Here is a 17,661-nt window from a genome sequence, read left to right on the forward strand (position 1 = left end):
CCCGTACGATCCCGGTCCATGCGCGACCACGACCTCGTACGCCATCACACCGTCTACGCCTGTGTGATGGGCTCGCGCGCCTTCGGGCTGGCCACGGACGGCAGTGACACCGACCGCCGCGGGGTGTACGTCGCGCCCACCCCGCTCTTCTGGCGCTTCGGCAAACCGCCGCGGCACGTGGACGGCCCGGAGCGCGAGCAGTTCTCCTGGGAACTGGAGCGGTTCTGCGAGCTCGCGCTGCGCGCCAACCCCAACATCCTGGAGTGCCTCCACTCCCCGCTCGTCGAGCACGTGGACGACACCGGGAGGGAACTGCTCGCCCTGCGCGGCGCCTTCCTGTCCCGGCACGTCCACGAGAGCTTCGCGCGCTACGCCACCGGCCAGCTGCGGAAGCTGGAGGCCGACGTCCGCACGCACGGCGCGCCCCGCTGGAAGCACGCCATGCATCTGCTGCGCCTGCTGATCAGCTCCCGCGACCTGCTCCGCACCGGCGAACTGCGCATCGGGGTCGGCGACCACCGCGAGCGGCTGCTGGCGGTAAAGCGGGGCGAGGTCGGCTGGGCGGAGACGGAGTCCTGGATGCTCCGGCTGCGCGAGGAGGCCGACGCCGCCGCCCGGCGCAGCCCGCTCCCGGACGAGCCGGACCGGGCCCGCGTCGAGGACTTCCTGTTCCGGGTCCGGCGGGCGTCAGCCGCCGTCGCCGTCCCAGAGGGCGCCGAAGGCGAGTAGTTCGTCGCGGTGCTCGAGCCGCTCCAGCCAGGCGTCCGGCCAGGCCGCCAGGCCGTGGTGCGCCCCGGCGAAGGCACCCGCCAGGCAGGCGATGGAGTCGGAGTCCCCGGAGGAGCACGCCGCCCGGCGGACCGCGGTGACGGGCTCGTCCGGGAAGAGCAGGAAGCACAGCAGGCCGGTCGCCAGCGCCTCCTCGGCGATCCATCCGGCGCCGGTGGCCAGGCACGGGTCGGCCTCCCGGTCGGGGGCCGCGAGCGCCGCGTCGAGGCGGTCGAGCACCCCGAGGCACTCGTCCCAGCCGCGCCGGACGAAGGACACCGGGCCGTGGTCGTGGGCGCGCAGCCACAGGTCCCCGAGCCACCACTCGTGGTACGTGTCGCGCTGCTCCGCCGCGTAACCGCGCAGCAGGGCGGTCAGTTCCCCCGGGGCCGCGCCCTGCGCGAGCAGGTGCACGGCGTGCGCGGTGAGGTCGGAGGCCGCGATCGCCGTGGGGTGGCCGTGGGTGAGCGCGGACTGCAGCTGCGCCGCCCCGGCCCGTTCGTCGGGGCGCAGCCCGGGGACGAGCCCGACCGGGGCGACCCGCATGTTCGCGCCGCAGCCCTTGGAGCCGGTCTGGCTGGCCTCCTGCCAGGGCCGGTCCGGGTGGTCCAGCTTCTCGCAGGCGACCAGGCAGGTGCGGCCGGGGGCGCGGTTGTTGTCGGGCGAGTGGTACCAGTCCACGTACTCCTCGCGCACCGGGCGGGCCAGCCGGGACGGCGTGAGCGGGCCGCGCTCCACGGCCGTGCGCAGCCCGCGTGCCAGGGCGAGGGTCATCTGCGTGTCGTCGGTGACGAACGCCGGGCGGGGCAGTTCCATCTCCCGCCACGGGCCGCACTTGGCGAGGATCGACGGGATGTCGTTGAACTCCGTGGGGAAACCGAGCGCGTCACCGATCGCCAGGCCCGCCATCGCGCCCGAGGCCGCGCGGCGCCCGGTCACGGCGGGGCTCACGCGGCGGCCACCCGGGTGCGGACGACCAGGTCGTGGAGGGCGTCGTAGGCCGTCGGCTCGCCGGGCAGCCGGGTGTCGCGCTGCGCGTCGTCCAGGACCTCGTGGAGGACGTCGACGTCGGCGCGGACGCGGCGCGGGTCGAGGTCCATGGCGAGGCCGTGCTCGGCGACCGCCTTCTCATGGATGAGATCGCGGACGTACCCCGGGGCGGTGACGTGCTCCAGCAGTGTCGGCAGGTGCGCCTCGACGGTGCCGGTGCGCATCAGGTGGATGCCGGTCAGCAGCACCCTGAAGGTGTAGAGCAGCGGCTTGAGTTCGCCGGTCTTCTCGTACAGCTCCCACTGCGTGCGGGCGAAGCCCCGGTAGTGGTGGGCGTGGTGGCCGGTGATGACGCCGGGCGCCAGGTCGACGAGTTGGGCGTGGACGCCGCTGGTGTGCACCACGAGCGGGGACAGCAGCTGCTCCAGGACGTAGCCGTTGCGCCGCAGCATGAGCCGGGCGAACTTCAGCAGGTCGTGGGTGACCAGGTCGAGCTCGAGGCCGTCCTGCTCCCACATGCGGGTCTGGGTCTCCTCGCCCTCCCGCAGCCCGATCAGGTCGGCCAGCGGGAGGAGGTGGACGCCGCGCAGGTCCACGTCCGAGTCGCGGGACGGGAAGCCGCACAGGTGCGCACCGGAGACGGTGGCGAACAGCAACGGTTGTCCCCGCTGGGCGAGGGCCGGGGTGAGTTCGGGCAGCCCGGCCCCGCGCAGGCGTTCGGCGTGGATGGTCATTGCGCCATCCTTCCCGGAACGGCGGCCTCCGGGAAAGTCCTTATCCGTGGGCAGACCGCCGTACCGGCGCGGGGACCGGACGGCTCAGAGATCGACCTCGCGCATGAGCATGCCCACCTCGGTGTTGGTGAGCCGCCGCAGCCAGCCCGACTTCTGGTCGCCGAGCGCGATCGGGCCGAAGCTGGTGCGGACCAGCTTGTCGACCGGGAAGCCCGCCTCGGCCAGCATGCGCCGCACGATGTGCTTGCGGCCCTCGTGCAGGGTGACCTCGACCAGGTAGTTCTTGCCCGTCTGCTGCACGACGCGGAAGCTGTCGGCGCGGGCGTAGCCGTCCTCCAGCTGGATGCCGTTCTTCAGCTGCTTGCCGATGTCGCGCGGCAGCACACCGTTGATCGCGGCGAGGTAGGTCTTCTGCACGCCGTAGCGGGGGTGGGTCAGACGGTGGGCCAGCTCGCCGTGGTTGGTGAGCAGGATGATGCCCTCGGTCTCGGTGTCCAGCCGCCCCACGTGGAAGAGCCGGGTCTCGCGGTTGGTGACGTAGTCGCCGAGGCACTGGCGGCCCTCGGGGTCCTCCATCGTCGAGACGACGCCGGCGGGCTTGTTCAGGGCGAAGAACAGGTACGACTGCGTGGCGACGGTCAGTCCGTCGACGCGCACCTCGTCCTTGTCGGGGTCCACGCGCAGGCCCTGCTCGGTGACGATCTTGCCGTTCACCTCGACACGGCGCTGCTCGATCAGCTCCTCGCACGCGCGGCGCGAGCCCATGCCCGCCCGGGCCAGGACCTTCTGCAGGCGCTCGCCCTCCTGCTCGGCCCCGGGGAAGGTCTTGGGCAGGTTCAGCTTGGGCTTGCTGTGCCGCTCCCGGTTGCGCTCCTCGATCTGGGCGTCCAGCTCGCGGGGGCGCGCGGGGGCGGACTTGCGGGGCTTGCCGGACGCGCCGCCCGGCTTGCCACCGGTGCCGCGCCTGGCGCCTCCGCCCGCTCCGCCGGGCCCACCGGAGCCGCCGGATCCGCCGGAGCCGCCGGATCCGCCGACGTCGTAACGGCGCTCCTCCGGACGGGGCCGGCCCGCGCGCTTCTGCTGGTCGTCGCGCTGTCCCCCGGTCCTCGACCGGGAGCCGCCCCCATCGGCACCCCGGGAATTCCGGTTGCCGCCACTGTTCCTGCCGCTGCCGCTACTGCTTCGCATCAACTGTCCGTCGTCGAGTCCGGGTCGAATGAGGGGACGCCCTCCAGGGAGTCCGCCTCGACGGCGTCCGCCTCCGGGAGGAACGGGGCGAGCTCGGGCAGCTCGTCCAGGCCGCGCAGGCCCATCCGCTCCAGGAAGTAGTTCGTCGTCCTGTACAGGATCGCACCTGTCTCGGCTTCCGTCCCACACTCTTCCACCAGACCCCTCTGGAGGAGGGTGCGCATCACGCCGTCACAGTTGACTCCGCGCACCGCGGAGACCCGGGACCGGCTGACCGGCTGCCGGTACGCGACGACCGCCAGGGTCTCCAGCGCGGCCTGGGTGAGCCGGGCCTGCTGGCCGTCCAGAACGAACTTCTCGACGGCCGCGGCGTAGGCGGGCCGGGTGTAGAAGCGCCAGCCGCCCGCGATCAGGCGCAGGTCGAAGCCGCGGCCCTGGGCGGCGTACTCCTGCGCCAGGTCGTGGAGGGCGGTGGCGATCTCCCGGCGCGGGCGCTCCAGCACCTTCGACAGGGTCTCCTCGGTGACGGGCTCGTCCACGACCATCAGGACCGCCTCCAGGGCGGGGCGCAGCTCCAGCCCCGCCACGGAGAGCAGCCCCGCGGGCGCGCCCTCCGCCGCCTGCGTGGTCGCCTCGACCGTCTCGGACGCCTCGGATGCCACCTCGGTCACTCCGGTCACCTCCGTCACGTCAGCCATCCTTCCCGTCCTTCCCGGCGGCGGGCACCTGGTCGAATTCGTCGGTGACCAGCGGCTGGTCCGGCGCCTCGGCGCCGCCCGTCCAGCGGACCTGGAGCGTACCGAGGGCCGCCTCCTGGTCGAGCGCGACCGCCTTCTCCCGGTACAGCTCCAGCAGGGCCAGGAAGCGTGCCACGACCGTCAGGGTGTCGGGGGCGTCGAAGGTGAGCTCCTTGAAGCTCGCCTCGCCGCGTTCGCGCAGCATCGCGATGACGTGCTCCGCCTGCTCGCGCACGCTCACCAGCGGCGCGTGGATGTGGTCCACGTACACCTGGGGCTTCGGCTTCGGCTGCATCGCCTTGACGGCGAGCTGCGCGAAGCGCTCCGGGCCGATGCTCAGCACGACCTCGGGCAGCAGCTCGGCGTGCTGCGGCTCCAGCCCCACGGTGCGGGGATGGTGCAGCGCCTCGGCCTCCAGGCGCTCGGCGAAGATCGCGGCGATCTGCTTGTAGGCGCGGTACTGGAGCAGTCGGGCGAAGAGCAGGTCCCGGGCCTCCAGCAGGGCGAGGTCCTCCTCGTCCTCGACCTCGGCGGCGGGCAGCAGGCGCGCGGCCTTCAGGTCCAGCAGCGTGGCCGCGACGACCAGGAACTCCGTGGTCTGGTCCAGGTCCCAGTCCGGTCCCATGGCGCGGATGTGGGCCATGAACTCGTCGGTCACCTTGGACAGGGCGACCTCGGTGACGTCGAGCTTGTGCTTGGAGATCAGCTGCAGCAGCAGGTCGAAGGGGCCCTCGAAGTTCGCCAGCCGGACGGTGAACCGGCCGTCGTTCGCGGCGGCGGCGTCCTCGCTCCCCCCTTGGTCTCCCACGTCACCGGCGGGCCGCGTCCCGGGCACGGGAGCGGGAGGGGCGACTTCCACCGCCTCCGGTGCCGGCGGCGGATCGGCGGCGAGCGGCTGCCCCTCGGCTTCGACGGCGGCGGGCGGAGGCGGCACCGCGGGCGCGGTGTGGCCGAACTCACCGACCGCGTCGCTCGCACCCGGCCCGTCCACGCCCTCGCCGGCCACGGCCGGGGGCGGCACGGGGTTCGCGCCGGGACCGCGGCCGAGGAGGCGGCGGGAGCGCTGCGGGCTTGCGGTGTCGTCGGGGGGCATGGGGGTCCAGATGGTGCTGACGGGGCCGTGCGGAGGACGGCACCGTATCGCGCGGAGCGCGTCAGCGGCCGCGCAGGCGGCGTACGAGGATGCTCGCGTCGCCGCGGGACTCGAGGTCGGCCAGGACCACCGCGACCGCCTCGCGGACGATCCGCCCGCGGTCCACGGCGAGCCCGTGCTCCCCGCGCAGGACGAGGCGGGCATGCTCGAGGTCCATGAGCTCCTCGGCGGAGACGTAGACGGTGATCTTCTCGTCGTGGCGCTCGCGCCCGCTGGGCCGCCTGGGGGCCCGTCCGGACTTGCGGCGCGGCTGCGGGGGCTGTGGCGGCTGCGGGGCCGCCTGGGGGCCCGCGGAGCCCGTTCCGGGGGCCCCCAGGCCGCGCCGCACGGGCGGACCGGGAGGACCCGCCTGTTCGGGGACGGAGCGGGCCGCAGGGGACGGCGAGGCGCCGGGGTCGGCGCCGGTGTCCCGTCCGCCGTGCTCGGCGGCCTCGGAGGGCGTCGCCGACTCGCTGACGGGCGCCTCCTCCGGCGCCGGCTCCTCGGCGGGGGCCGGCACGGGCCGCAGCGGGCGTTCTCCGGGGGCGGCGGGGTCCGTGCCCGGGCCGCCGCCCGGGCCCGCGCCGGGAGTCTCGCCGTTGGCGTGCTGCCGCGGCGTCGAGGACTGGAGCCCCCGCCCCCCTGTCGTACGGAACAGCTCGTCGGCCCCCGGGAGACTCACTCGGCGTGACACCGGGCGAGCACCTCCCTGGCGAGCTGGCGATAGGCGGCGGCACCCACCGAGTTGGAGGCGTAGGTGGTGATCGGCTCACCGGCGACCGTGGTCTCCGGGAAGCGGACGGTCCGTCCGATGACGGTGTGGAAGACGTGGTCGTCGAAGGCCTCGACGACACGCGCCAGCACCTCGCGGCTGTGCACCGTGCGCGAGTCGTACATCGTGGCGAGGATGCCGTCCAGCTCCAGCTCGGGGTTGAGCCGCTCCCTGACCTTCTCGATGGTCTCGGTCAGCAGGGCGACACCGCGCAGCGCGAAGAACTCGCACTCCAGCGGCACTATCACCTGGTGGGCCGCCGTCAGGGCGTTGACGGTCAGCAGGCCGAGCGACGGCTGGCAGTCGATGATGACGTAGTCGTAGTCGGGCAGCAGCGGCTTCAACGCCCGCTGCAGCGAGGACTCGCGGGCCACCTCGCTGACCAACTGGACTTCCGCGGCCGACAGGTCGATGTTGCTGGGAAGCAGGTCCATGCCGGGCACCGCGGTCTTCAGCAGCACCTCGTCGGCCGAGAGCCCGCGCTCCATCAGCAAGTTGTAGACGGTGACGTCCAGTTCCATCGGGTTGACGCCGAGGCCGACCGAGAGGGCGCCCTGCGGGTCGAAGTCGACCAGGAGGACGCGGCGGCCGTACTCGGCGAGCGCGGCACCCAGGTTGATGGTGGACGTCGTCTTGCCGACGCCGCCCTTCTGGTTGCACATCGCGATGATCTTCGCCGGGCCGTGGTCCGTCAGCGGGCCGGGGATGGGGAAGTACGGCAACGGGCGGCCGGTGGGACCGACGCGCTCGCGGCGCTGGCGCGCCGCGTCGGGCGCGAGGGTGGCCGCGTACTCGGGGTCGGGTTCGTACTCCGCGTCGGGGTCGTAGAACTGACCGTCCTGCAGCTCTTCTTCGTATTGCGCCATGGGGTTCGCGTAACGCGTCTCGTTGTCTGTGCCGGCCCTGCGCGCCTCGAAGGTCCGGACGGCCACGGAGGCCACCGGTCCGAGTCGTGCGGAACCGTCGGTCTGCACGGTCATTCCTGGCTGACCACCCCCGGGAGCAAATGTCGACTCATTCACAAGTCGTCTTACCTCCTTGGTGACCAGGAAACTTCTCAATAGGTCAGCGTTGCAGCATGCCGACGGTTGGCGACTCTATGGCGTGTCGGTGGTTCACAGCAACACAATCCACCGGACACGGCACGATGTGTCGGCAACCGAACGTCTCGCTGTCAAGGGTGTAACGACGACGCCGGGGATGTTTCGCGGGGGAACGAATCGGCAAAACAGTATGGTTCCACGCGAACGGCCGGGTCTTGGGACTCAAGACCCGGCCGTGCGTACCGGATTGGCGACAAGTTGACGCCGACGTGAAAAATCGATCAATCGATGAGGCGGTCGTCAGCCGAGAACGGTGGCGAGGTCCACCGTGTCCAGGCCGTGCGCCTCGGCGACCGGACCGTAGACGACCTGGCCCTCATGGGTGTTGAGGCCCTTGGCGAGCGCGGCGTCACGGCGCAGCGCCTCGCGCCAGCCGCGGTTGGCCAGTTCGACGATGTAGGGCAGCGTCGCGTTGGTCAGCGCGTAGGTGGAGGTGTTCGGCACCGCGCCCGGCATGTTGGCGACGCAGTAGAAGACCGAGTTGTGCACCGCGAAGGTCGGGTCGGCGTGCGTGGTGGGACGGGAGTCCTCGAAGCAGCCGCCCTGGTCGATGGCGATGTCGACGAGCACCGAACCCGGCTTCATCCGGGAGACCAGCTCGTTGGTGACGAGCTTGGGGGCCTTGGCGCCCGGGATCAGGACCGCGCCGATGACGAGGTCGGCGTCGAGGACCGCCTTCTCCAGCTCGAAGGCGTTGGAGACGATGGTCTGCACCCTGGTGCCGAAGATCTTGTCGGCCTCGCGCAGCTTGTTGATGTCCCGGTCGAGCAGCGTGACGTGGAAGCCCATGCCGACGGCGATCTGCGCGGCGTTCCAGCCGGAGACACCGCCGCCGATGACGACGGCCTTGGCCGGGGCCACGCCCGGGACGCCGCCGGGGAGCACGCCGCGACCGCCGGCCGAGCGCATCAGGTGGTACGCGCCGACCTGCGGGGCGAGCCGGCCGGCCACCTCGGACATCGGGGCGAGCAGCGGCAGCTGGCGGTTGGCGAACTCGACGGTCTCGTACGCGATCGCGGTGGTGCCGGACTCCAGCAGCGCGTCGGTGCACTCGCGGGACGCGGCCAGGTGCAGGTAGGTGAAGAGGGTCTGGTCCTTGCGGAGCCGGTGGTACTCCTCCGCGATCGGCTCCTTGACCTTCAGCACCAGGTCGGCGACGGCCCACACCTCGTCGGCGGTGGGGAGGATGGTCGCGCCCGCGGAGACGTACTCCTCGTTCGGGATGGACGAGCCGAGGCCGGCGTCCTGCTCGACGAACACCTCGTGGCCGCCTCGGACGAGCTCGTGCACGCCGGCGGGGGTGATGGCCACGCGGAACTCGTTGTTCTTGACCTCGCGGGGGATGCCGACCTTCACGTCGATCACGGTCCTGTTCACGGGAGTGGAGGGTTTTGGCAGGTCTCCGGACATGTCACCCGATCATGGGGTACGTCGGACCTGACCGCGATGTTCTGCGGTGCGACCAAGTGTAGTGAAGGAAGAGTCACTGTCCAGCCTTACAAAGTGACTACTTTCAGCGAAGGTATTGGCAGTTTCGTAGGTACAGCCCGTTTACGGCGCGATCTGAGGGTCCCCGGTGGGCTCTTGGCCCCGGAAACAGGGGCCCTCAGTCCTCCTCGGGCTGCGGAATCTCCTCGGCGGGCAGCAGCCGGCGCGCCGCGGCCCGCTGCAACCGGGCTCCCGCCGGGTCCCCCAGTCGGTCCAGGGTGTCGGCCATGCGCAGCAGCACCGCGCCCTCCAGGCGCCGCTCCTTCGCCTGCCGGGCCCAGTACAGGGCGTCGCGGCAGGTCCGCAGGGCGTCCTCCGGATGCCCCGCGTACTCCTGGACCCGCGCCACCTCGCTGAGCGCGCGGGCCTGCGCGGGCAGGTCCCTCAGCCGACGGTGCGCGGCGGCCGCGGCACGCCACTCGCGCAGCGCGTTGCCGTAGCGCCCGGCGTAGGTGAACAGGGCGCCGAGCCGGGAGTGCAGCCGCGCCTGGTGGACCAGCTCGCCGCGGGCCTGCCGCAGGGCCAGCGCCCTGCCGTACCAGTCGGAGGCCCGCTGCGGGTCGTCCAGTTCCAGGTACGTCCCGGCGATGGCCTCCAGCGCGCGGCCCTCGGCGTCCCCGTCGTAGGCCTCCCGGGAGGCGACCAGCGCCGCCCGGTAGCGGTCGAGGGCGTCCAGCGGCCGGGCCGCCTCCACGTCCAGGTCGCCGATGTTCAGCAGGGCCGCCGCCTTCTCGCGGTGCAGTCCGCGCCGCTCGGCGACGTCCAGCACCAGGTGGTGGAGCCGGTAGCGCTCGGGCGCCGTCGCGCCGCCGTCGGGGTCCGCGGCCAGGGCCCGTACGAGCGCGGCCATGAGGCGGCGGGCCAGGGTGTCGAGTTCGCCGTCCGCGACCGCCAGCCGAGCGGCGGCCAGCAGGACCGGCAGCCGCACCCGCAGCCACCCGGCCGCGACCGGACGGCTGGGGAAGCGCAGCGACTTGGGCAGCCCGTCGGGTTCCGTCTCGCCGTCCAGGCACATCCGGCACGCGTGCAGCAGCCGTACCGTGCGCTCCAGCATCCGGGCGCGGGCGAGCTGCGCCTCGGACGGCTTCTCCGTGCTCTCCAGCAGCGCCCGCAGCGGCGGGGTCAGCCAGCCCGGCACGCGGTACTGCGCCGGCAGGTCGCCGGCCGCGGGCTCGGGGTGGAGCAGCCCGCAGGCGGCCAGGTCGGCGAGCGTGGCCTGCGCGGCCTCGACCGAGCAGCCGCCCAGCGCGGAGGCGGTCTGCGCGTCGGTCAGGCCCGAGGGGGCGAGCGCGAGCAGCCGCAGCATGCGGGACACGGCGGGCGAGAGCGCCCCGTACACGAAGCGGAAGGCGCGCAGCAGCTCCGGAGCGGGGGTGGCGCGCGGGGCGCTCGGTGCGGTGCGGCTCCCCTTCTCCTTCGCCTCCCCGGAGGCGTCCGGGACGCCGGCCGCCTTCGCGGCCGGGTCGGCGACGATGCCCGCCCGGCGCAGCACACGTGCCTGCCCGTCCACGGCGGCCAGGCCCCGCAGCGCCTCCGGCAGCGGGCCGCTGCCCGTGCGGTGCCCGACGTCGGCACGGAGCATGCCGTTGCCCCGGGTGGCCGCGCCGCCCTCGGCGACCGCTGCGGCGGCCGGTCCCGCCGCGGGCTCGGCGGCCTGGGCGTGCAGCCGGCGGGTGGCCTCGGCGACGGAGGTACGGGGCTGGGCGGCGAGCCACGCGGCGACGAGCCGCAGCGCCGCGGGATGGCCCCCGCACTCCTGGGCCAGGCCCTCCGCGGCCCGGGGGTCGTTGGTGATCCGCACCCGCCCCACGGCCTCGGCCAGCAGGTCGACGCACGCCGCCGGGTCGAGCCCGCCCAGGGTGCACGGGCGGACGTCGTGGACGCCGGGCAGCGGCCCCTCGGCCGTGGCGACCAGCAGGTTCCCCGAGCCCTTCGGCATCAGGTCCAGCAGCTGCCGGGAGTCGACGACGTCGTCCAGGACGACGACGGCCTTGCGTCCGTTCAGGGCCGTGCGCAGCGCGGCGAGCAGTTCCTCGCGCTCCGCGGCCGGCTCGGCCTCGACGTCCATCGCGCGCAGCAGGGCGCGGGCGGACTGCTCGGGCGGCACGGGACGGCCGTCGTTCTCGCTGAGCCGTACGTAGAACTGACCGCCGGGATAGCGGTCGGCCACCTCGTGGGCGAGCCGCACGGCCAGCGCCGTGCGTCCCGAGCCCGGCCGGCCGGCCACGAGGAGCACCCGGCTCCCGTCGGGCGTCTGGCCGCGCAGCGCCGCCAGGCCCGGCCGGTCGATGTCGGCACGCAGCTCCTCGAGTTCTCGGCGGCGGCCGAAGAATCCCGGCAGGCCGGGGGGCAACGTGCCGTGTGCCGGGGTCTGCGACGCCGGCCCCCACGGGCCGTCGTCAGAGGCCGCCGCCGATGCGTCGGCGTCCAGCACGTGATCCGCCACGGGCCCACTCCCGTTCTCCTACGAACGGCATGAGCCTAGTTCACGGTGGGGGTCCAACCCCCGTACGCGACGCGGCGGATCCGGCCAATGATCACCCTCTCGGACGATCGGATGGTCAGACCGAACGGGTCACACGGAGAACGGGCGCGCGGGCCACTCCGCCTCGGCCGGGCGCAGCGACTCCAGGCCGTCCCCGGCCCGGACGGCCTGCAGCGACAGCACGCCGACCACGAGGCAGTTGTTGTGCAGCTCCCCCGCGAGGACACCGCGGACCAGCTCGTCCACCGGGACCCGGGCGAACTCCATGTCGGCCTCTTCCTCCGACACCTCGAAGCGCTCGCCCTCCACCTCGGACAGGCCCCGGGCCAGGAAGATCCGCACGGCCTCGTCGCAGCCGCCCGGCGTGGTGTACACGTCGGTGAGCACCCGCCAGTCCTCCGCCTTGACGTGCGCCTCCTCGTACAGCTCCCGCTGGGCGGCGTGCAGCGGGTTCTCGCCGGGGACGTCGAGCAGCCCGGCGGGGATCTCCCAGAGCTTCATCCGCACGGGGTGGCGGTACTGCTTGAGGACCAGGACGCGGTCCCGGTCGTCGAGGGCGAGCACGGCCACCGAGCCGGGGTGGACCTGGTAGTCGCGCCGGGCCACGCCGCCGTCGGGCATGACGACGTCATCGGTGCGGACGCTCGTCTTCTTCCCGGTGAAGGGGGTGGCGGTGGCGGTGACCCGCCACTCCTCGGGAGTGTCCTTCAGCATGGTGCCCTCCGTACGCGGTGCCGGGGCGGGCCGTGCGCCGGCCCGCCCCCGCAACCGTATCGATCAACCCTTGAGGCGCTCGACCGCGGCCGCGACCAGACCCGCGAACAGGGGGTGCGGACGGGTCGGGCGCGACTTGAGCTCGGGGTGCGCCTGGGTGGCCACCAGGTAGGGGTGCACCTCGCGGGGGTACTCGACGTACTCGACCAGGGTGTTGTCCGGGGAGGTGCCGGAGAACTGCAGACCGGCCTTCTTCTCCAGCTCGCCGCGGTAGGCGTTGTTCACCTCGTAGCGGTGGCGGTGCCGCTCCTCGACGTAGGGCTCGCCGCCGTAGACCTCGCGGACGATGGAGCCCTCGGCGAGCTTCGCCGGGTACAGGCCCAGCCGCATGGTGCCGCCGAGGTCGCCCTGGCCGGCGACGATGTCGAGCTGCTCGGCCATGGTGGAGATCACCGGGTGCGCGGTCGCCGGGTCGAACTCGGTGGAGTTGGCGTCCGGGATGCCGGCCAGACTGCGGGCCGCCTCGATGACCACGCACTGCAGGCCCAGGCACAGGCCCAGCAGCGGGATGCGGTTCTCGCGGGCGTAGGTGATCGCCGAGACCTTGCCCTCCACACCGCGGTCGCCGAAGCCGCCGGGCACGCAGACCGCGTCGACGTCCCCGAGCTGACGGGCCGCGCCGGCCGGGGTCTTGCAGTCGTCCGAGGTCACCCACTTGATGTTGACCTTGGCGTTGTTGGCGAAGCCGCCGGCGCGCAGCGCCTCGGTCACCGACAGGTAGGCGTCGGGCAGGTCGATGTACTTGCCGACGAGCGCGACCTTCACCTCGTGCTCGGGCTGGTGGACCCGCCCCAGCAGGTCGTCCCACTGCGCCCAGTCGACGTCCCTGAAGGGCAGGTTCAGCTTGCGGACGACGTACGCGTCCAGGCCCTCGGTGTGCAGCACCTTGGGGATGTCGTAGATCGACGGGGCGTCGATCGCGGCGACCACGGCCTCCTCGTCGACGTCGCACATCAGCGAGATCTTGCGCTTGATGGAGGTCGGCACGTCGCGGTCGGCGCGCAGCACGATCGCGTCGGGCTGGATGCCGATGCTGCGCAGCGCCGCCACCGAGTGCTGGGTCGGCTTGGTCTTCAGCTCGCCGGACGGGCCGATGTACGGGAGCAGCGAGATGTGCATCACAAAGACGTTGTCCCGGCCGACCTCGTGCCGGACCTGCCGCACGGACTCCAGGAAGGGCAGCGACTCGATGTCGCCGACGGTGCCGCCGACCTCCGTGATCACCACGTCCACGTCCTCGGTCGCCATGCGCCGGATGCGGGACTTGATCTCGTTGGTGATGTGCGGGATGACCTGCACGGTGTCGCCGAGGTACTCGCCGCGCCGCTCCTTGGCGATCACCGAGGAGTAGACCTGGCCGGTCGTGACGTTGGCCGAGCCGGCGAGGTTCACGTCCAGGAAGCGCTCGTAGTGGCCGATGTCCAGGTCGGTCTCGGCGCCGTCGTCCGTGACGAACACCTCACCGTGCTGGAAGGGGTTCATCGTGCCCGGGTCCACGTTGAGGTATGGGTCGAGCTTCTGCATGGTGACGCGCAGACCCCGGGCCTTGAGCAGTGCGCCGAGGCTCGACGCGGTCAGACCCTTGCCGAGCGAGGAGGCGACACCCCCCGTGACGAAGAGGTGCTTGGTCGTCGTGGATTTGGGCGGCAGTGCCAACAGGGGGCTCCCGTGGTCGCGAGGTGGTGGTCGGGACGGCACCATGGTGGTGAAGAGGGGTGTCGTCGCGGCGGTTCAGTGGTTCAGGCCACCGGCCCACGGGCTACCAGGGTATCAGTGACGCGCACCAGACGGCGCGGACGGCTCTCTGCCGAAAAAAGCGGTCACCGGGAGTTTGGTACGACAAAATGCACCCGACCGGCCCAGCGGGGCGGTCAGGTCTTCCGCACAGCCCGCGTCGACGTCGTATCCTGCTCGGACACATCGATTCGATGCGAGTGAACCGGCACGGCACTACCCCGCCCGCTCCCGGGAAAGAGCTCGTCGACAGATCCACAGACCGCAATCACCGCCCCAGTCCCAAGGGGCGCCGCCGTCGTTCGACTGGGAGACCTACGTGGCCGGGCGTATCGAGGATTACGCACTCATCGGCGATATGCAGACCGCCGCCCTGGTGTGCCGGGACGGCACGGTCGACTGGCTGTGCCTGCCCCGCTTCGACTCCCCCGCGATCTTCGCGGGCCTGCTCGGCACGGAGGAGCACGGCTACTGGCGGCTCGGCCCCGCGCACGCCGACGGCACCCCTTCCCCGGCCGCCACCCGGCGCCGCTACCGGGGCGACTCCCTGGTTCTGGAGTCCGAGTGGGACACCCCCCGCGGCACGGTCCGCGTGATCGACTTCATGCCGCCGCGTGACGGCGCCCCCCAGCTGATCCGGATCGTCGAGGGCGTCAGCGGACGGGTCCCGATGCGGTCCGCGCTGCGCATGCGCTTCAGCTACGGCTGGGTCGTGCCCTGGGTGCACAAGGTGGGCGAGCGCACCGTCGCCGTCGCCGGCCCCGACTCCGTCTGGCACGACACCGATGTCGAGACGTACGGCAAGGACCTCACCACCTACGCCGACTTCACGGTGTCGCCCGGCGACCGCATCGCCTTCACCATCAGCTGGCAGCCCTCGCACAAGGAGCCGCCCCCGCTCGCCGAGCCCGAGGCGTCGCTGGAGGCCACCGAGGACTTCTGGCGCGAGTGGGTCGCCCAGTGCACCTACCACGGCCCCTACCGGGACGCCGTGGTCCGCTCCCTGATCACGCTCAAGGCCCTGACGTACGGGCCGACCGGCGGCATCGTCGCCGCCCCCACCACCTCGCTGCCCGAGGACATCGGCGGCGTCCGCAACTGGGACTACCGCTTCACCTGGCTGCGTGACGCGGCGATCACCCTGTCCTCCCTGCTGCGCACCGGCTACCGCGACGAGGCCCGCGCCTGGCGCGAGTGGCTGCTGCGCGCGGTCGCCGGCGACCCGGAGAACCTGCAGATCATGTACGGCATCGCCGGCGAGCGCGAGCTCGGCGAGACCGAGCTGGACTGGCTGCCCGGCTACGAGGGCTCGATCCCGGTCCGGGTCGGCAACGGCGCGGCCCACCAACTGCAGCTCGACGTCTACGGCGAGGTCACCGAGGCCCTGCACCTGGCGCACATGACGGGCCTGGCCCGCAACGACTACGCCTCGCTGCTGCAGATCCGGCTCATCCAGTACCTGGAGGACCACTGGGACGAGCCGGACGAGGGCATCTGGGAGGTCCGCGGCCCGCGCCGGCACTTCGTCCACTCCAAGGTCATGGCCTGGGTCGCCGTCGACCGCACCGTCAAGCTCATCGAGTCCGGCGAGGTCGACGGCCCGCTGGAGCGCTGGCGCGAGCTGCGCGACGAGATCCACCGCGACGTGTGCGAGAAGGGCTACGACAAGGAACGCAACACCTTCACGCAGTCCTACGGCTCGCGCGAGCTGGACGCCTCGCTGCTGCTCATCCCGCAGGTGGGCTTCCTGCCGCCGGACGACAAGCGCGTGATCGGCACCATCGAGGCGATCCAGCGGGAGCTGTCCACCGAGGACGGCTTCGTGCTGCGCTACCCGACCGACGCCCCGCCCGGCGGCGAGAACCTGGACGGCCTCCCCGGCGACGAGGGCGCCTTCCTCGCCTGCTCGTTCTGGCTCGCCGACGACCTCGCCATGATCGGCCGGGTCGACGAGGCCCGCAGGCTCTTCGAGAAGCTGCTGGCGCTCCGCAACGACCTCGGCCTGCTGGCCGAGGAGTGGGACCCGCGGCTGCAGCGGCAGGTCGGCAACTTCCCCCAGGCGTTCAGCCACGTCCCGCTGATCGACACGGCGCTGCGGCTCACCGCGAGCGGAGCGTACGGGGGCTGACCGCTGGGCCGTCGTACGCGGCGGCCTTCAGCAGGAGGTCAACTCGTCGTAGATGCTGAGCACTTGGGCGACCGTGTCATCCTCGGTCGGCCAAGTGGCGGCCTGCACGGGACCGGCCGCGGCCAGTCCCGCACGCCGTGCCGGGTCCTCCAGAAGACGTGTGACCGTGTCGGCGAGCGTCTTCGGGTTGCCGTACGGCACCAGCACCGCCGCCTCTCCTACGAGTTCGGGCGTACCGCCGACGGAGGTCGCCACCAGCGGTGCCCCCGCGTGCAGCGCCTCCTGCGCGATCAGCGAGCGCCCCTCCCAGCGCGACGGCAGCACCACCACGTCGGCGGCGGCGAGGAGTTCGGGCACGTCGTCACGGCGGCCGAGCAGCCGCACCGGCAGCTCCTCGGCGTCGATCCGTTCCTGGAGCTCGGTCCGCAGCGAGCCCTCGCCCGCGACGACCAGCAGCGGAGCCGGGGCCGCCCCCGCCCAGCCGTGGGCCGCGTCCAGCAGCAGGTGGTATCCCTTGCGCGGCTCCAGACGGCCCACGGCGAGCAGCAACGGCCGCTCCCCCACAGCGAATTCGTCCCGGGTCTTCTGCCGGCGCCGCTCCGCCTCCGCCACCGCCTCCACGGACGGCGCGACCCGCGGCGGCGCCGGCACCCCGATCGGCCCGAGCCGGGCGTCCCGGGCCCCGGCCGAACGGGCCCGGTCCACCAGGTCCGACGACGCGCCCAGCACGACCTCCGCCGCCCGCGCCACCCGGCGCTCCAGGAGCCGCAGCACCCGCCCCCGCGCGCCCTCGGCCAGCACCGCGCCGTGCCAGGTCACCACGAGCGGCGTACGGCGCCCGCTCAGCGCCATCGTGGCGAGCAGTCCGGCACGCAAGCCGTGCGCGTGCACCACGTCCGCGCCGGCGCACGCCGCCCGCAGCGCCGTGACCACGACCGCGTCGGCCCTCGGCTGCGAGCGCCGTGTGATCTCGACGGGCGCGAACCGCGCCCCCGCCGCGCCGAATCCGTACCGCTCCTCGGCCTCGCCCGGCCCGCAGACCGTCACCTGCACGCCGCGCGCCACCAACCCACCCGCCACGGAGGCGACATGGGCCCGCGCCGTCTCGCCCAGCACGTGGACGGCGTGCAGCTGCCCGTGCAAGGGGCTCGGTGAACTGCTCACGCGGGGTAGGGCTCCTGACTCGGCATCGTGCGGAGGGCGGCGGGTCTGCTCCCTCAAGGATGCCAGGCCGATAGGCCATCCAGGGAGCGATGCCCCACCCCCACCCGGCCACACGTACGCGGGACCACCCTTACGAGTGCCCCCCGCTCCCCCATCACGCCGACCCCGCGCCCGTAAGCCGGGGTACCCGCCGTCGGGCGTGGCGCGCGCGGGCGCACCTCGGTCGGACCCGGGACGCACTCCGAGTGCGGTGGGACGAACCCCCTCCCGGGGCCCGCCGGACCGCGCCCGGCAGGAGGGACGATGCCCGCCCGCCCACGCGGCAAAGCCGCACGCCCGTTGCCGAGACCCGACAACAGTGCCTGCCCTCCACATCCGGCAGGCGAGAAGAGCGGCACCCCATCACGCCGGAGACCACGCCCGGCCACCCACCACGGCAAAACCGCACCCCCGTTGCCGAGACC

14 protein-coding genes are annotated in these 17,661 nt (G+C 72.9%); 2 read left to right on the forward strand and 12 right to left on the reverse strand.

From position 1 onward, the window contains the following. The first annotated feature begins 18 nt into the window (after positions 1-18). On the forward strand, positions 19-729 hold the full coding sequence (locus tag CHF15_RS25795; RefSeq protein WP_089226267.1) for a nucleotidyltransferase domain-containing protein: 711 nt from the start codon (positions 19-21) through the stop codon (positions 727-729). Here CHF15_RS25795 and CHF15_RS25800 read toward each other — a convergent pair. The 11 genes from CHF15_RS25800 to CHF15_RS25850 form a co-directional block, all read right to left on the reverse strand. Continuing rightward, entirely contained in the window at positions 688-1,677 is a 990-nt protein-coding gene (locus CHF15_RS25800; RefSeq protein ID WP_089226298.1) for an ADP-ribosylglycohydrolase family protein, read from the reverse strand. The two genes, CHF15_RS25795 and CHF15_RS25800, sit on opposite strands and share 42 nt — an antisense overlap. 38 nt (positions 1,678-1,715) lie before the next feature. Beyond that, positions 1,716-2,492, reverse strand: a complete 777-nt coding sequence (locus tag CHF15_RS25805; RefSeq protein WP_089226268.1) for a nucleotidyltransferase domain-containing protein — start codon at positions 2,490-2,492, stop codon at positions 1,716-1,718. 84 nt (positions 2,493-2,576) lie between these two features. Next, positions 2,577-3,680 (reverse strand): pseudouridine synthase, encoded by a 1,104-nt coding sequence (locus CHF15_RS25810; protein ID WP_089226269.1) that lies wholly within the window; start codon positions 3,678-3,680, stop codon positions 2,577-2,579. Next, positions 3,680-4,378 (reverse strand): SMC-Scp complex subunit ScpB, encoded by a 699-nt coding sequence (scpB, locus tag CHF15_RS25815; RefSeq protein WP_245939043.1) that lies wholly within the window; start codon positions 4,376-4,378, stop codon positions 3,680-3,682. Before scpB ends, CHF15_RS25810 begins: the two co-directional genes overlap by 1 nt. After that, positions 4,371-5,510, reverse strand: a complete 1,140-nt coding sequence (locus CHF15_RS25820; protein ID WP_089226270.1) for a segregation and condensation protein A — start codon at positions 5,508-5,510, stop codon at positions 4,371-4,373. Before CHF15_RS25820 ends, scpB begins: the two co-directional genes overlap by 8 nt. Before the next feature lie 61 nt (positions 5,511-5,571). Continuing rightward, positions 5,572-6,243: a hypothetical protein gene (locus tag CHF15_RS25825; protein ID WP_089226271.1), complete on the reverse strand. Its 672-nt coding sequence runs from the start codon at positions 6,241-6,243 to the stop codon at positions 5,572-5,574. Then, positions 6,228-7,301: a ParA family protein gene (locus tag CHF15_RS25830; RefSeq protein WP_018558909.1), complete on the reverse strand. Its 1,074-nt coding sequence runs from the start codon at positions 7,299-7,301 to the stop codon at positions 6,228-6,230. The genes CHF15_RS25825 and CHF15_RS25830 overlap by 16 nt, the downstream gene beginning before the upstream one ends. A gap of 363 nt (positions 7,302-7,664) precedes the next feature. Next, entirely contained in the window at positions 7,665-8,780 is a 1,116-nt protein-coding gene (gene ald, locus CHF15_RS25835; RefSeq protein WP_089226300.1) for an alanine dehydrogenase, read from the reverse strand. Positions 8,781-9,030: 250 nt separating this feature from the next. Further along, positions 9,031-11,358, reverse strand: coding sequence for a tetratricopeptide repeat protein (locus CHF15_RS25840; RefSeq protein ID WP_245939044.1), 2,328 nt, complete (start codon positions 11,356-11,358; stop codon positions 9,031-9,033). A 129-nt stretch (positions 11,359-11,487) separates the two neighbouring features. Continuing rightward, entirely contained in the window at positions 11,488-12,111 is a 624-nt protein-coding gene (locus CHF15_RS25845) for an NUDIX domain-containing protein (RefSeq protein WP_089226272.1), read from the reverse strand. A gap of 63 nt (positions 12,112-12,174) precedes the next feature. Further along, entirely contained in the window at positions 12,175-13,821 is a 1,647-nt protein-coding gene (locus tag CHF15_RS25850; RefSeq protein ID WP_375821047.1) for a CTP synthase, read from the reverse strand. Between the two features lie 403 nt (positions 13,822-14,224). On the opposite strand from CHF15_RS25850, the gene CHF15_RS25855 reads away from it, so the two are divergent. Beyond that, complete coding sequence (locus tag CHF15_RS25855) at positions 14,225-16,033, forward strand: glycoside hydrolase family 15 protein (protein ID WP_089226274.1); 1,809 nt, start codon at positions 14,225-14,227, stop codon at positions 16,031-16,033. 27 nt (positions 16,034-16,060) lie between these two features. Here the strand turns inward: CHF15_RS25855 and CHF15_RS25860 are convergent, their stop codons facing one another. Beyond that, complete coding sequence (locus CHF15_RS25860; RefSeq protein WP_179279964.1) at positions 16,061-17,197, reverse strand: glycosyltransferase family 4 protein; 1,137 nt, start codon at positions 17,195-17,197, stop codon at positions 16,061-16,063. Positions 17,198-17,661 lie beyond the last annotated feature (464 nt).

Source organism: Actinacidiphila glaucinigra, from assembly GCF_900188405.1.
GTDB lineage: Bacteria > Actinomycetota > Actinomycetes > Streptomycetales > Streptomycetaceae > Actinacidiphila > Actinacidiphila glaucinigra.